Origin of the sequence: Methylobacterium sp. 2A (assembly GCF_009806555.1) — a bacterium.
In the GTDB taxonomy this organism is placed as follows: domain Bacteria; phylum Pseudomonadota; class Alphaproteobacteria; order Rhizobiales; family Beijerinckiaceae; genus Methylobacterium.
In genome coordinates this window covers 189666-205541 of record NZ_VUOK01000040.1, presented here as the reverse complement: position 1 = coordinate 205541, position 15876 = coordinate 189666, and the positions used below count along the sequence as shown (strand labels likewise).

The following is a 15876-nucleotide window of genomic DNA, read 5'->3' as shown; positions in this document are numbered from 1 at the left end:
GTGCTCGGGCTTGACGGGCCATGGCGATCAACTCACCCGCGGTCAGGCTCCGCAGCGGCGGAGGCTCCGCCGGAGCGGCCGGCGCGGGAATTCGCGGCGCCGGTGGCAGCGCCGCGGCGCGAACCGGCCAGAGCCGTTTCAGCCGACCCGCCTTCCGCACCGATTGATCCGCCACGCCTGCACTCCCTCCACATCACGGGCGGCCACGGTTAGGCGAGGGCCGAAGGACGGGTTAGCGGATCCCGGACAAGGGTCCCGGCAGGCCCCGGCGCTGGCGGCATGCGCGGACCCCTGTGCGGCCGCAGGCGTCGCCCTAGCCCTTTGACGCCTGTCGTAGCGGCTGGGCGGTTTCGGGGAGCCGCCAGCCCCGCGCCGATCCGGCAGGACGCCGCGGAAGCCTGCCCGGACCCGCATGAGCAACCGCTCGCCGCGACCGGCCAGTCCGCCGCGCAGGCAGATATGCGGTTCGGCCGACCGACACCGTGAGCGAGATCCGGCGCTGGATCACCGCGCTGCAACAGCCGACCGGCGGCAAAGCCGAGCGGCGCGCGTTACCGCTCGGTCGTGCCGGTCGGGCTGCCGGCGCCGCCGCCCATGGAACCGCCTGTCCCGCGCGGGTCGGTCGTGCCCGGCCCGACGTGATCGCCCGATGTCCCGCTGCGCCCCGCATTCGTCGGGCCTCCGGTCCGGGATCCCGTCGAACCAATCGGTCCGCCGCTCGTACCCGCACCACGATCTGCACCACCGCTTGCACCCGCACCGGTATCACCACCGGCGGCCTGGGCGGAGGCGCTACCGATGGCGGCGGTGAGCAGGAGCGCGGTGCAAACGCGTGCGCGGACAAATCCAGCGTTCATGACCGATTCCCGATGCCAAATATACGAGATTGTCTCGTGTATTATTCAGGAAAACCGAGCCATGATGACCATGTTCCGGGCCAAGCCGAAGGTATATCCGACGGCAGACACAACATATGTCGTTCCGGCCGGATCGACCGAACGTGCGGCGGTTCACTCGGCCGAAGCCGTCCGCGGGATGGCGGATTCGCCCGCGATCCGGACCACGTCGCCGGACTTCAGGAATTCGAGCGGGTTGTCGACGAGCCGCTGCGTCAGCGTCACCCCGCTCTGGATCTCGACCTCGTTGCCGAGGTTGCGACCGAGCTTCACCGTGCGCAGCGCCACGGTGTGATCGTCCTGGACTTCGGCCACCTGCGTGCCGTTGCGATTGAACAGGAGTGCGGTGGCGGGGATCCGCAGGGTGTCGGGGCTCGACGGGATGTGGAACTGCACCTCGACGAAGGCACCCGGCCAGAGGGCGCCATCGGGATTATCCGCCTGCAGCTCGACCAGACCCTGCCGGGACTCCTCCGTGACGGCATTGGCCGTCGAGGTGAGTTCGGCGGAGAAGGACGCCTCCTGGCCGGGGACATGCAGCGACGCCTTGAGGCCGGGCTTCATCACCGCCAGGAACGCCTGCGGCACGTTCACGAAGACGCGCATCCGGTGGATGTCAGACACTCTGTAAAGCGGCCGGCCCGAGGTTCCCCCGGCCGTCAGGAGATCGCCGAGATCGACCGCGCGGGCGGTGACGACGCCGTCGAAGGGCGCCTTGATCTGCTTGAAGCGCGTCAGCTCCTCCAGGCGGCTGACCACAGCCTGTTGGGCCACGAGATTGGCCTTGGCGATGGCCAGAGCCGCCATGCGCGAGGCCGCGGTGAAGCGGTCGGTATCCCCCCGCTCCTCGCTGGACCAGCCCTGAGTCACGAGCCGGGCGGTACGCTTGTTGGTGGCCTCGCTGAGATCGGCATTTGCCTGGGCCTGCTGCACCGCAGCCTGAAGCTGAACCAGCGTGGCGCGCGCTTCCAGGAGCTGCTGGTCGAGGTCGGGGGCCGAGATGTCGACCAGAACCTCGTCCTTGCGCACGCGCGCGCCGATATCCTTGTGCCAAGCCGTCACGTAGCCGCTGGCACGGGCGTAGAGCGAGCCGGTGTAGAAGGCGTTGAGCGTGCCGGGGAGCGTCAGGTCCTGATCCCGGGGGCCACGCTGCGCCTGGATCACCCGTACCGTCGGAATGGCCTGCTTCTCGGTCCAGGCCACGATCTCCTGCATCCCCTTCGCGCGATCGGCGATGCCGAGATAGGCCAGCGCCGCAGCTCCGGCCCCGACCCCACACAGGAGCACGACGACCTTCGCCGCTTTGGGCTTCGGAGGCTCGACGGAATCCATGGATGATCCAGCTCAGACGGACGGGGAGGGGAGGGCACCGGAGAGGGCGGCATCGTTCCGGGTCCGGGCACGACCGTGGACGATGCTGAAGACGACGGGGACGAAGAACAGCGTCGCCGTGGTGGCAAAGAGCAGGCCACCGATCACGGCGCGGCCGAGCGGCGCGTTCTGGCCGGGCTCGATCGCCATCGGGAGCATGCCGATCACCATGGCGAGCGCGGTCATGATCACCGGCCGCAGCCGCGTCGCGCCCGCCGCCAGGGCAGCGTCGCGCGCAGTCAGGCCCGCGGCCAGCTGTTCCCGAGCGAAGCTGATGACGAGGATCGAATTGGCTGTCGCCACGCCCATGCACATGATCGCGCCCGTGAGTGCCGGGACGGAGACATGCGTCTGCGTCACGAACAGCATCCAGACGATGCCGGCAAGCGCGGCGGGCAGCGCCATGATGATCACGAACGGATCGACCCAGGACTGGAAGTTGATCACGATCAGCAGGTAGATCAGCACGATCGAGAAGCCGAGACCGACCAGCAGATCCCGATAGGCGTTCGCCATCGTGACCACTTGGCCGCGCACCGAAACGGTCGAGCCCTTCGGCAGAGCGTCCTTCGTGGCGTCGATGATCTGCTGGATGTCGGCCGCGGTGCCGCCGAGATCACGGCTCTGGGCGGCGGCCAGGATGTTGACCGTGTGCATCACGTTGTAATGCGTCACCACGGCGCTCAGCGGCTCCGGCGCGATCGTCGACAGGCCGCCGAGGAGTTGTGTGGAGCGCGCGGCCGTGATCGGCAGATTGTTGAGGTCGCCGAGCGTGTCGATCGCGTATTGGGGTGTCTGGACCGAGACCGGGTAGGAGACGCCGTTGCGTGGGTCGAGCCAGTAGGTCGGCGCCGTCTGCGTGCTGCCCGACAGGCTCGCCTGGATGCTGGTCGCGGCATCCCCCTCCGTCAGTCCGACGACGCCGGCGAGCGCCCGGTTGAAGTCGACGTGCAAGGCCGGGTTCTTCGACTGCTCCTGGATCCGGGCATCGGCGACGCCGGCCACATGCCGGATCCGTGACAGCAGCGTGTAGGCGTAGGCGCGGTTGGCCTCGGTGTCGGCGCCGGCGATCTGCACGTCGAGGGCCGCGGGCGAGCCGAAGTTGAGGATCTGGCTGACGATGTCCGCCGGCAGGAACGAGACGGTCACGCCGGGGAAATCCAGCGGCAGGCGTGCGCGCAGCTCACGGGTGAGTTCTGCAGGCGAAGCCTCACCCTCGGTCATGGTCACCAGCATGTCGGCATCGAAGGTGCCGATCGTGCCGCTGTTGCCGTAGGAGATGTTGATGCCGCTGATCGGCAGGCCGATGTTGTTCACCACGCTCGTGACGCGGCCGGCGGGCAGCAGGGCGCGGATGCGGGCCTCGATCCGCCCGGTCAGCGCCGTCATCTCCTCGATGCGCGTGCCCGTGGGCGCGCGGACGTGGAGGCGCAGGGCGTCGGACTCGATCGACGGGAAGAAGTCCCGGCCGAGATAGGGGAGTAGCCCGAAGGACAGACCCACGGCGAGGAGGAAGCCGCCGGCGAAGACGCGCCGATGCGCCAGGGCGAGGGCCAACAAGCCGAGATAGCCCTGCCGCAGGCTCTCGAAGCGGCGCTCGAAGCCCCGCTGGAATCGGCCGAAGAATCCGGGCGCGGCATGATCTGCGTGACCGTGGGCGTGGCTGGCCAGCAGGTAGCGCGCCAGGGTCGGCACCACCGTGTAGGTCAGCACGTAGGAGGCGATCATGGCGAACACCACCGCCATGGCCAGCGGCCTGAACAGGAATCCCGCCACGCCGCCGAGCGCCAGCAGCGGCGCGAAGGCGATGCAGATGCAGAACAGCGCGATGGTGGCCGGCGGCATGATCTCCTGGGCGCCCCGGGTGATCGCCGTGACGATGTCCTCGCCGAATTCCTCCATGTGCCGGTTGATGTTCTCGATCGTCACGGTCGCGTCGTCGACCAGGATGCCGACGGCGAGGGCGAGGCCGCCGAGCGTCATGACGTTGATGGTCTGACCGAGCACCGAGAGGGCGATCAGCGAGCACAGCACCGCCAACGGGATCGACACCGTAATGATCAGCGTCGAGCGCCAGCTGCCGAGAAAGACTAGGATCATGAACCCGGTCAGCGCGGCCGCGATGACGCCCTCCCGCACCACGGCCACCACCGAATCCTTCACGAAGCCGGACTGATCGGCGACGTATTTGAGATCGACGCCCGGAGGCAGCGTGGCCTGGATCGCCGGCAGCCGCGCCTTCACGCCGGCGATGATGTCGAGCGTCGAGGCGTTGCCGATCTTGAGGACCGACATCAGCACGCCCTTCTTGCCGTCGAGCTGGACGACATTGGTCTGCGGCGGCGAGCCGTTATGGACATGCGCGACGTCGCGCATGAATACGACGGCTCCGTTGACCACCTTCACGGGCAGGTCGTTGAACGCCTCCACGGTCTTGGGCGAGTCGTTCAGATCGACGATCCACTCGTAGGTCCCGATCTTCTGGGTGCCGACCGGCGTGATCAGGTTCTGCCGGGCGAGCGCCGCGCCGACATCGGCCGCCGACAGGCCGTGGGCGTGCAAGGCCGATTGATCGAGGTCGATCTGCACCTGCCGCGCGGCGCCGCCATAGGCATAGGGCAGCTGGGCGCCCGGCACCGTGGCGAGCTGCGGCCGGATGAAGTTCATGGCCAGATCGTTGAGGGCCGTCTGCGAGAGCGTGTCGCTCGACAGGGCCAGCTGGATGATCGGCACGCTCGACGCGTTGTAGGCGAGCATCAGCGGCGGCGTGATGCCGGGCGGCAGCTGCTTGAGCTGCGTCTGCGAGATGGCGGTGACCTGCGCCTGCGCGGCCGTGATGTTCACGCTCGGCTGGAAGAAGATCTTGACGATGCCGTAGCCCGGAACCGACTGGGATTCGATGTGCTCGATATCGTTCACCGTGGTGGTGAGGGAGCGCTCGAACACGGACACGATGCGGCCCGACATATCTTCCGGCGGCAGGCCGGTATACTGCCACACGACGCTGATCACCGGGATGCCGATACTGGGGAAGATATCGGTGGGGGTGCGAAAGACCGACAGGATCCCGAAGATCAGGATCAGGATCGACATCACGACGAAGGTGTAGGGGCGCAGGAGGGCCAGTCGAACGATTGCAGCCATCGTTTCAGGGCTTGTCCGCGTCGCGATGTTGGGGAGCCGCCGGGGCGACGGGCACCGCCGGCGTTCAGCATTATGAATTCAATCGATCAATCGGGCATTTTGATGGCTGAAGCCATCCCGTTTGGCCGGAAACATCGCGAGACAAATTTTCTATACTCTTGCCGCAAAGATGAGTCAGTATATTTCCGGTCATCCTTGCCTATAACGCGATGGTCGTCGTGATCGGGTGCCTCAGCCCCCACGGCGACCGCGCCCCGTTTCTGCGGTGGCAGTGCGCAGTACGGACGGTACGGGCTGCGATTAGGGGCTCCATTCCGCGGCGGCCCCGTACGTCGACGCGAGAATCGGGGCCGGCGTGGCGATCAGAATTGCCAGAGCGGCATGAACTGCGTCTGATAGGATGATTTGGCGAATCCCCAGATCGGATCCACCATCTTCCCGAGCGCTTCACGCGCCAATTTCGAAATGCGCGTGCGCACATCGTCAGGCACATCCGGCTTCGCAAGAATGTCGAGGCAAGCCCCTAGACAAGCGCGGTATTGGCTCGTGTTGAAAGCGCTGACCGCGAATTCATCTTGCAGACCGTACTGATAGATCCAGACCTGGGTGAAAAGGCCATCACTCGCCATCTTCGGAGGTAGCCCAGCCTCGGCGTAGTAGAACCCTTCGACGAACCTGCGCTTCCGCCGGCAGAAGCGGCTCGCCCCATGGCGCGCCTCGGCGCGTTCCGGCCGCGTCGCGATCGCGCGGTCATACACGGCTAAAACGCTTTCGACGGAGTCGTCCGCGGCTTCCATGATGTAGGCAGCGCTGAGCAGACTGATATAAACTTCCTCATCCCAGTATCCGAGCTCGGCCCGTTTCAAATAATATTTCAATGCGTTGCTATAGTCGCTGGTGTCTCGATAGCTTTGCGCCAGATAGAACGTGTACCGGGCAATGAGAAATGGATCCGTCTCCGTTTCCAGGGCCTTCTCCAGGATCACGGCATCACGCGCGTAGGTTTTGGTATCGAGATGCCGGGCGCCGTCTTCCCCGCGTCGCATCGCCAGAGGCAGAGAACTTCGCCAGGGTGCCCCCGGGCAATCAATGAATTCATGCAGGACGCCGCGATAGCGCCAGGGATACGCGTTGCTGACCAACTGCGTGCGCGGGTAGCGCGTGAAGCTGTCCAGGATCGTGAAGTTGTAAGCCGGGGCATCGAGCTTCGGCATCGTGAAGCCGGCCGGGATGACCAGTTCGTCGTCGGCATCGATAATCAGCGTGTAAGTCGCATGCGGGCGGGCTAGGCGCAGCGCCTCGCTCCGGTTATGGGCGAAATCGACCCAAGGCCGTTCCACCAGCGAACCGGGCATATCCGCCAGCGCGGAACGGATGATATCCTGGGTTCCGTCCGTGGAACCGGTATCGACGATCACCCAATGATCGATAACTGGTCTGACCGTGTCGAGGCAGCGCCGGATGACGTGGGCCTCGTTCTTGACAATCATCGATAAGCAGATCGTCTGTTTGGGCGACTTCATGATCCGACAACCTGTTCCTGCAACGACATGACATCGAGCAGATTTAAACTGGCCCCTTACCTCAAGCGTTCGCTTTTGGCAAAATTCTTTTTCTCAACGATCGGCGTTCAATTAGCTGATTTGCCTAAATCTAGTTGTATTTTCAAGTATGTAATCTCGAGTATCTCGAAATAGTGGTACAAATATAAAAAATTAAGCCTCAGATTGGGATTCTCGTCTGCATAAGACGAATCGCGAAGCGGCGAGGACGGCGCACTTTTCCTTCGGGCAGCGATGCCGGAGCCGGGGCGAAATCCTGAGCGGTGCTCCCATGAACCGCGAACCCCACGATCAGGCACTCGCAGGGCGAGGCCGGACGGTCCGCCCCGGCCGAGACCGGAATGTCAAAAACGTCGCACCGCCCGCAGGTCACAGGTGGCCGATTGATCGGCGGGATGTGGTTGACCGTATATTTTGAACACGTGATGGTCGTGCAGGCATCACGCTCGTGTCTGGAGCCAGACGCATCATCGCGGCTTTTCGCCCGGAGAAGGCCTGCATGGCACAGAATCAAGGGGGCGACGCGCGCGTGGACGCGCTCGAGGCCGACAACGCGCGGCTGAGGCATCTTCTGGATGCGCGCGGGATGCCGGACGGGCTCCGTCATAGCCTGCGCGACACGATGGCGATGCTGCGCGCGGTGCTGCGCCTCTCTGCCGACACCGCGGAGAGCGTCGAGAGCTATGCGACCCATCTGGAAGGTCGCCTCGATGCGATCGCCCGCGCGCGGATCGGCCTGGACATATCGGGCGAGATCAACCTGCACTCGCTGATCTCGGACGAACTGATGGTCCATCTGATCCGCGAGGGCGATCAGGCGGAACTGGCGGGTCCAACGATCCGTCTCCGGCCCAAAGCCGGGCAGGTCATGGCGCTGGCCGTGCATGAACTCTGCAGCAACGCAATCGAACACGGCGCCTTCGGATTGTCCGAAGGCAAGGTCGAGGTCATCTGGGCGGTCGATGACCGCTCCACCGGGCAACCGGGCGATCTGACGCTGATCTGGAAGGAGACGGGCGGCAAAGATGTGGCCCGACCGGCGCGACAAGGCTTCGGCATGCAGGTGCTGAACGACATGCTGCGCTATGAGCTGAATGCCCGGATCGACCTCGCCTTTGAAACAGACGGCTTGCGATGCACGATGCGTCTCCCGCTCGTACCGCGGATCGGCCGTGTCATCGACGAGGGCGGCGCGAACGAGACCGGTGAGGCGAACTGACCCGATCTCCGGCCGGTTCCCGCCGCCGAGATCAGGGGTCCCGCACGGAGCCGGGATCTCAGCCCATCGATCGTGACGCCTCCCGCACGTGGCGGGTCGCTTGGTCGAGGCGCGTGCTCGCTTCGGCGATCGTATTCATGCCCGAGGTGATCGCAGCCACGCCACCGTAAGCGGTCTGCAAGCTGCTCGACATTTCCCGGGTCACCACGGATTGCTCTTCCACCGCCGATGCGATCGCCGACGAAACGGCGTTCAACGTTTCGATCGTGTCCCGGATGGTACCGATCGCGACCACGGCTTCGCGGGTCGTCGACTGCGTCGCGGCGATCTGCTCGCGGATCTCATCGGTGGCGCGTCCGGTCTGAAGCGCCAGGGTCTTCACCTCGCTGGCGACGATGGCGAAGCCGCGCCCGGCTTCGCCGGCGCGCGCCGCCTCGATCGTGGCGTTCAACGCGAGGAGGTTGGTCTGGGCGGCGATGCCGGAGATCAGTCCGACCACGGCCCCGATCTGCGTCGCCTGGTCGCTCAGGCCGGAGACGATCTGGCCCGTGCGCTGTGCCTGCTCGACGGCCTGCCCGGCGACGCCGGCCGCGTGACTCACCTGCTGGCTGATCTCGTTCACCGAGAACGCCAGTTGCTCCGAACCGGTCGCCACCGACCGGATATCATCCGAGACGCGGCCCACGGTTTTGGCCGCATCGCGCGTCTGCTGGCTCACCTCCTCGACAGCGCCACCGATCGCATCGAGTTCGGTGGCGACCGCCTTCTGGACCTCTGCCCGTCGCTCGCGCTCCTTCACCTGAGCGGTGATGTCGGTCGCGAACTTCACGACGCGGATCGGTCGCCCCTCCCCGTCGGTGATCGGATTGTAGGTCGCCTGAATCCAGATTTCGCGGCCGCCCTTGGCCACGCGCTTGAATGCGCCGGACTGGAATTCCGCGCGTCCGAGCGCCGCCCAGAACGCGCGATACGCCTCGCTCGAACGTTCGGCTTCGCTGACGAACAGGCTGTGGTGACGGCCCACGATCTCATCGAGCCGGTACCCGACCGCCCCCAGAAAGTTTTGGTTGGCGCTCACGATCGTGCCGTCGAGTGAGAAGGCGATGACGGCCTGCGAGCGGTGCAGGGCCTGGATCTGCCCTTCGAGATCCAGCGCGAGCAACTTCTCGGCCGTGATGTCGGTGGCGAATTTGACGATCTTGGTCGGCTTGCCGGCGGCGTTGAAGACGGGATTGTAGGTGGCTTGGATCCAGACCTCGCGGCCGCCTTTGGCGATGCGCTTATACTCGGCCGTCTGGTATTCGCCGCGCCGAAGGCATTCCCAGAACTGCAGATAGGCCGCACTCTCCCGGAACGCGGGCTCCACGAACAGGCTGTGATGGCGGCCCCGGATCTCGTTGAGGCTGTAGCCCATGGCGGCCAGGAAATTCGGGTTGGCATCCAGGATGGTGCCGTTCAACGCGAATTCGATCGTCGCCAGCGAGCGGCTCAAGGCCGCGAGCTTGGCACGCTGATCCCGCCGTCTGGCCAGGCGCGCAAACATGGTTCTCTCCGAGGATCAGGAAGACGCGCCCACCCGCCAAGCGCGTCCACACCGAAATCGAGCCTGATCACGCGGCGCAGAATTGATCTGTTTTGCAATGCGCCGCGCATGGATGCCCGATGCGTAAGCATTCCCTATGATCCGCAGCTCTTACATCCGAGTTAAGGGAGCACAGATCGACTCTTGATCTTCGCGCATCACGAGCATCTTTGATGCAAGTTCGCCTTATGATTGCGTCGCTCCCGACCCTGTCGCAGAGCGTACCTGGCTGGCTCCGGTGATCCGGGCACCGTCGTGCCTCGCAGACGGTCAGTCGCGACGGCCGATCGTCGTCTCGATCCGGCGATACGGCTCGTCGGTCGGCAGGAAAACGGCGCCGCCGTGGTCGAGACCGAACGGTCTCAGATCGGTCGGCACATCATGCTTGTTCGGCATCATGCTTGTTCGGCATCACGAAGGCGATGTCGGCCAGTTCCGGGACCTCGGCGAGCGCGGCCTCGCCCATCCGGTACAGGCTGTCCTGGATGCCCCGGCTTCAGGTGGTGCCACATACCCGCAGCAGGATCGCGAGGATGCGGGTGTTCACAATCCCGTAATCGGCCGGCTTCGCCGACCAGGACCAGGCGGCGTCCGCGCTGGTGGCGGCGATCCGGTCGGTCGTATCGCGGGCAGGGTGCGGTACGGGTCATCGACGAATCCGGTCCAGCCGCACTGCGTGGTCTTCATGAAGGTGAAGCCGCGCAGACCCGAGCGGAGGGTCGATCCGGCGCGATCGGCCACGAGGCCGAAGCCGTTCCCGTCGCGGGTGAAGGTTTGACCATGCGGCAGACCATCGACGGCGTGGCGCAGCCACCGCGTCTCTTCGGCCTCGATCGAGACCGAAGCGACCTGCGGATAGGTTTCGAGGAGCACGCGCGCCACCGTACCGACGAACGATTCCGCGTCGAGCGTGAGATTCCGGGCCGCCGTCACGTTGACGATGTTCTTCACGCTGTCGGTCGCGATGCAGGCCCGGTTGTCGCCGTCGCGGGCGAGCCGCATCACCCGAACGCGCTCCTTTCCGAAGCGCGCGGCCGTCAGCGGCATGGTGATCGCCGGTTGGAGGGGTCGGGCGGAGCTTAGGACGCGATCCCCGAGGTCCCAAGCCTGGCCGGCCGTGCCTCGACTTGACCGGGTCCGCGGACCGGCACGCATAGTGCGTCGCTCGAATCCCCCTGCCGGATAGCGAGCCATATGGATCTCAACACCGTCGAGACCGTTCTCCGGCCGCGAAGCCGATCGCAGCTGCCGTCCTGGCAGGACGGCGATGCCTGCCTCGCGGGCGGGACGTGGCTGTTCTCCGAGCCGCAGCTCACGACGCGCCGCCTTGTCGACTTGACGAGTCTCGGATGGTCGCCGCACGCGATCGGACCGGACGGCCTGACGCTCGCGGCGACCTGCACCTTCGCGCAGCTCGACCGGCTCGATCTCCCGCCCGCCTGGAGCGCAGCGCCTCTGATCGGGCAGTGCTGCCGCGCGCTTCTCGGCTCGTTCAAGATCTGGAACACCGCGACCGTGGGCGGCAATCTCTGCCTCGCCCTTCCGGCCGGGCCGATGACCGCGCTGGCTGCGGCGCTGGACGCGCGTTGCACGATCTGGTCGGCGGATGGGGCCGAGCGGGATCTGCCCGCGATGGATTTCGTGCTCGGTCCCCGGCGCAACGCCCTGCGCCCCGGCGAGATCCTGCGCGGCCTGCACATCCCGACGGAGGCTCTGATGCGGCGGACGGCGTTCCGGCGCATCAGCCTGAGCCCGGCCGGCCGATCCGGGGCGCTCCTGATCGGTACGCTGGAGGCCAGCGGCGCCGTCGCGCTCACCGTGACGGCCGCGGTTCGCCGGCCGATCCGCCTCGCCTTCGACGGCCTGCCCGACGATGCGGCCCTGGCCCAGGCCATCGCCGCCGCGATCCCCGACGCCCTCTACCACGATGACGTTCATGGCCGTCCCGACTGGCGGCGCCACGTCACCGGTCTCCTCGCCCGGGAGATCCGCGACGCCCTGGGAGAGGGCGGATCATGCATCTGACGATCAACGGAACCGCACACGAGGCCGAGCCGCGGCCCGGCCAATGCCTGCGCACCTACCTGCGCGAGGCCGGGTGGTTCGGCGTCAAGAAAGGCTGTGATGCGGGCGATTGCGGCGCCTGCACGATCCATCTCGATGGCGAGCCAGTGCATAGCTGCCTGATCCCGGCCTTCCGCGCCGAGGGCCGGAGCGTGACCACCATCGAGGGGCTCGCCGGCCCATGCCGGACGGGCGAGGATGCGCCTCGGGCGCTGCATCCGATGCAGGCCGCGTTCCTGGCCGCGCAGGGTTTCCAGTGCGGCTTCTGCACGCCGGGCATGATCATGACCGCGGCCGCCCTCGACCAGGGTCAGCGGCGGGACCTCGGCACCGCGTTGAAGGGCAACCTCTGCCGCTGCACCGGCTATCGCGCAATCCGGGACGCGATCGCGGGGGTCGGCCATGCGGCGGGCGTAGGGGCGGGCGGCGATCCCGTGGGGCGGAACGTGCCTGCACCGGCGGCGCCGCTCGTGGTTTCCGGACGGGCGCCTTTCACCCTCGACCTCCCACCCGGGGAAGCCCTCCACCTCAAAGTCCTGCGCTCGCCGCACGCCCATGCCCGCATCGTGGCGATCGACGTGTCCGCGGCGGCGGCGATTCCCGGCGTCGTCGCCATCCTCACCCACGCGGATGCTCCGGCCCGCCGCTTCTCGACCGGCCGCCACCAGGACCCCCGGGACGATGCCGCCGATACGCGCGTGCTCGATCCGATCCTGCGCTTCGTCGGCCAGCGGGTCGCCGCGGTGGTCGCCGAGACCGAGGCGGCCGCCGAGGCCGGCTGCCGGGCGCTGCGCGTGACCTATGAGGTTCGGCCCCCCCTGCTCGATCCGGCGCGCGCCCTCGAAGCGGATGCCCCGCGGGTCCACGAACGCGGCGAACCACCCGGCGCCGACGCGCCGCCGCTCGGGCGTCACCCGAACCTTGCCGCGGAGGTCCATGGCGAGATCGGCGACGTCGCGGCGGGGCTTGCCGCCGCCGACATCGTCTACACGGAGACGTTCCTGTCCCAGCGCGTCCAGCACGCGGCTCTGGAGACCCATGGCTGCATCGGCTGGCGCGATGCTGACGGCCGCCTGACGCTGCGCACCAGCAGCCAGGTGCCGTTCCTCACGCGCGACGCCCTGTGCGACCTGTTCGGCCTGGAGCAGGACGCCGTGCGCGTCGTCTGCGGTCGGGTCGGCGGCGGGTTCGGCGGCAAGCAGGAGATGCTGACCGAAGACCTCGTTGCCCTGGCGGTGCTGCGAACCGGCCGCCCGGTGCGCTGGGAGCTGACCCGGCAGGAGCAGTTCACCGCGACCACGACGCGCCACCCGATGCGGGTCACGGTTACGGTCGGCGCCCGCCGGGACGGGACGCTCACTGCCATCGACCTCGCCGTGCTCTCCGATACGGGCGCCTACGGCAACCATGCGGGCGGGGTGATCCACCACGGCTGCAACGAGGTGCTGGCCGCCTATGCCTGCCCGAACAAGCGCGTCGCGGGACGCGCGGTCTACACCCATACGGTGCCGGCCGGCGCCTTCCGGGGATACGGTCTGAGCCAGACGGTCTTCGCCCTCGAATCCGCCCTGGACGAGGTCGCCCGGCGTCTCGACCTGGATCCGTTCAGCCTGCGTCGCCGCAACGCCGTAAGGCCGGGCGACGCCATGGTGTCGAACAGCCTGGAGCCGCACGACGTGGTGTTCGGCAGCTACGGACTCGACCAGTGCCTGGATCTGGTGGAGGCGGCCCTGCGATCCGACCCCGGGCCCGAGCCGGAGCCCGGCTGGCGCGCCGGCACCGGCATGGCGATGGCGATGATCGACACGATCCCGCCCCGCGGCCACTTCGCCGATGCCCGGGCGGCCCTGGAGGCGGACGGCAGCTACACCGTCAGGGTCGGCACCGCCGAGTTCGGCAATGGGACGATCACGGTGCATCGCCAGATCGCGGCCTCTTCGTTGCGCGCCGATCCCGAACGCGTCCGGATCCTCGGCGCCGACACGGACGCGGTCGGCCACGACACGGGCGCCTATGGCAGCACCGGCACCGTAGTTGGCGGCCTCGCGGTTCTGCGGGCCGCCGAGGCTCTGGCGGAGCAAATCCTTGCGCGCGCGGCCGAATTGTCCGGCTCGGCGGCCGAGGCGTGCCGGTTAACCGGCGACGCGGTCGAGACCCCGCACGGCCCGCTCGCGCTCGCCGCGCTCGGACCGCTCGAAGCCGATGGACGCGCCGACGGCAGCCCGCGCTCGGTGTCGTTCAACGTCCAGGCCTTCCGGGTGGCCGTCCGGCCGCAGACCGGGGAAGTGCGCATCCTGCGCAGCATCCACGCCGCCGATGCCGGCCGCGTCATCAACCCGATGCAGTGCCGCGGCCAAGTGGAGGGCGGCGTCGCGCAGGCGATCGGCGCCGCGCTCTACGAGGATGTCCGCATCGACGGCGAGGGCCGGGTCGTCACGCAGGTCTTCCGCGATTACCACGTCCCCGCCTGCGCCGATGTCCCGGACACGCAGGTCCTCTTCGCCGAGACGTACGATAGCGTCGGGCCGCTGGGCGCGAAGTCGATGAGCGAATCGCCCTACAATCCGGTCGCGGCGGCGCTCGGAAACGCGATCCGCGACGCCACCGGGGCGCGGCTCACGGCGACGCCGTTCGCGCCGGACCGGATCTATCGGGCCGTCGCGACATGCCTGAGCGAGGACGCGGCATGGACATGAAGCGAGGCGCGGTCTCGCCCGCGCCAAACCCAGGCGGCCTTCTGGAACGCACCTTCCGGCTCGCCGAGCACGGCACCACCGTCCGCACCGAGCTGCTGGCGGGTCTGACCACCTTCCTGACGATGGCCTACATCGTCTTCGTCAACCCCAGCATCCTGGCCGATGCCGGCATGCCCCGGGGCGCCGTGTTCGTGGCGACCTGCCTCGTGGCGGCTCTCGGCTCGGCGATCATGGGGCTCTACGCCAATTATCCGATCGCCCTCGCGCCCGGGATGGGGCTCAACGCCTATTTCACCTACGTGGTGGTGCAGGGCCTCGGCTTTTCCTGGCCGGCCGCCCTCGGGGCAGTGTTCATCTCCGGCCTGTGCTTCCTGATCGTCACGCTGACCGGCTTGCGGGCGATCATCGTCGATGGAATCCCGCCCTCCATGCGCATCGCGATCACGGCGGGGATCGGGCTGTTCCTGGCGATCATCGCCCTGAGGAATGCCGGTGTCGTCGCGGCGAGCCCGGCGACCTTCGTCACCCTCGGCGACCTGCACAAGCCCGCGGTCGTGCTGGCGGTGATCGGCTTTCTCATGGTCGCCGTTCTATCGGCCCGAAAGGTACGGGCGGCGCTGCTGTCCAGCATCCTCGCGGTCACCGTCCTCAGCTTCGCCGTGGCGGGCAACAGTTTCCAGGGCCTCGTCTCTCTGCCGCCCTCCATCGCCCCGACGCTGTTCGCGCTCGATATCCCGGGCGCGCTTTCGGGCGGTCTGCTGAACGTGATCCTCGTCCTGTTCCTGGTCGAGCTGTTCGACGCCACCGGTACGCTGATGGGCGTAGCCAACCGCGCGGGTCTGCTCACGGAGGGCCGAATGCGTCGCCTCGACCGGGCGCTGATGGCCGATTCCGTCTCGGTCTTCGCGGGCTCGCTGCTCGGAACGTCGAGCACCACCGCGTATCTCGAGAGCGCCTCCGGGGTGGAGGAGGGGGGAAGGACCGGGCTCACCGCCGTGACGGTGGCGGCCCTGTTCCTGGCCTGCCTGTTCTTCGCCCCGCTGGCGGCGGCGGTGCCACCCTACGCGACCGCACCGGCCCTGTTCTACGTCGCCTGCCTGATGCTGCGCGACCTGGCCGATCTCGACTGGGACGATCGCACCGAGGTGATCCCGGCCTGCGTGACCGCGCTGCTCATGCCGTTCACCTACTCGATCGCCACCGGGGTCTCCTGCGGCTTCATCACCTACGCGGCGCTCAAGCTCCTCACCGGCCGGGCGCGGGAGGTGAAGCCGGTGGTGTGGGTGATCGCCGCGATCTTCCTGTTCAAGTTCGTGTTCGTCGGGGGAGCGCATTGACGGCC

8 protein-coding genes and 1 pseudogene are annotated in these 15876 nt (G+C 67.4%); 4 read left to right on the top strand and 5 right to left on the bottom strand.

All coding sequences use genetic code 11. The annotated features are described in order from the left end of the window. Window positions 1–1010: 1010 nt before the first annotated feature. From FVE89_RS19400 to FVE89_RS19390, 3 genes are all read right to left on the bottom strand, one after another. Window positions 1011–2228, bottom strand: coding sequence for an efflux RND transporter periplasmic adaptor subunit (locus FVE89_RS19400; RefSeq protein WP_160535809.1), 1218 nt, complete (start codon window positions 2226–2228; stop codon window positions 1011–1013). A 12-nt stretch (window positions 2229–2240) separates the two neighbouring features. Beyond that, the gene (locus FVE89_RS19395) at window positions 2241–5411 is read right to left on the bottom strand and encodes an efflux RND transporter permease subunit (protein WP_160535807.1); all 3171 of its coding nucleotides are present in this window, start codon (window positions 5409–5411) and stop codon (window positions 2241–2243) included. A 362-nt stretch (window positions 5412–5773) separates the two neighbouring features. Then, complete coding sequence (locus FVE89_RS19390; RefSeq protein ID WP_160535806.1) at window positions 5774–6934, bottom strand: glycosyltransferase; 1161 nt, start codon at window positions 6932–6934, stop codon at window positions 5774–5776. Window positions 6935–7472: 538 nt separating this feature from the next. Between FVE89_RS19390 and FVE89_RS19385 the strand changes: the two genes are divergently transcribed. Further along, window positions 7473–8192, top strand: coding sequence for an HWE histidine kinase domain-containing protein (locus FVE89_RS19385; RefSeq protein ID WP_160535804.1), 720 nt, complete (start codon window positions 7473–7475; stop codon window positions 8190–8192). Window positions 8193–8250: 58 nt separating this feature from the next. On the opposite strand, the gene FVE89_RS19380 is transcribed toward FVE89_RS19385, so the two are convergent. Both FVE89_RS19380 and pucL read right to left on the bottom strand, forming a co-directional pair. After that, entirely contained in the window at window positions 8251–9651 is a 1401-nt protein-coding gene (locus FVE89_RS19380) for a PAS domain-containing methyl-accepting chemotaxis protein (RefSeq protein WP_246731026.1), read from the bottom strand. Between the two features lie 393 nt (window positions 9652–10044). Then, a pseudogene (gene pucL, locus FVE89_RS19375) lies at window positions 10045–10821 on the bottom strand (factor-independent urate hydroxylase). Window positions 10822–10968: 147 nt separating this feature from the next. Between pucL and FVE89_RS19370 the strand changes: the two are divergent. The 3 genes from FVE89_RS19370 to FVE89_RS19360 are packed head-to-tail and all read left to right on the top strand — an operon-like array spanning window position 10969 to window position 15871. Continuing rightward, complete coding sequence (locus tag FVE89_RS19370) at window positions 10969–11799, top strand: FAD binding domain-containing protein (protein ID WP_160535800.1); 831 nt, start codon at window positions 10969–10971, stop codon at window positions 11797–11799. Then, window positions 11790–14534, top strand: a complete 2745-nt coding sequence (locus FVE89_RS19365; RefSeq protein WP_160535798.1) for a molybdopterin cofactor-binding domain-containing protein — start codon at window positions 11790–11792, stop codon at window positions 14532–14534. The genes FVE89_RS19370 and FVE89_RS19365 overlap by 10 nt, the downstream gene beginning before the upstream one ends. Next, complete coding sequence (locus FVE89_RS19360; protein WP_160535797.1) at window positions 14525–15871, top strand: NCS2 family permease; 1347 nt, start codon at window positions 14525–14527, stop codon at window positions 15869–15871. Before FVE89_RS19365 ends, FVE89_RS19360 begins: the two co-directional genes overlap by 10 nt. Window positions 15872–15876 lie beyond the last annotated feature (5 nt).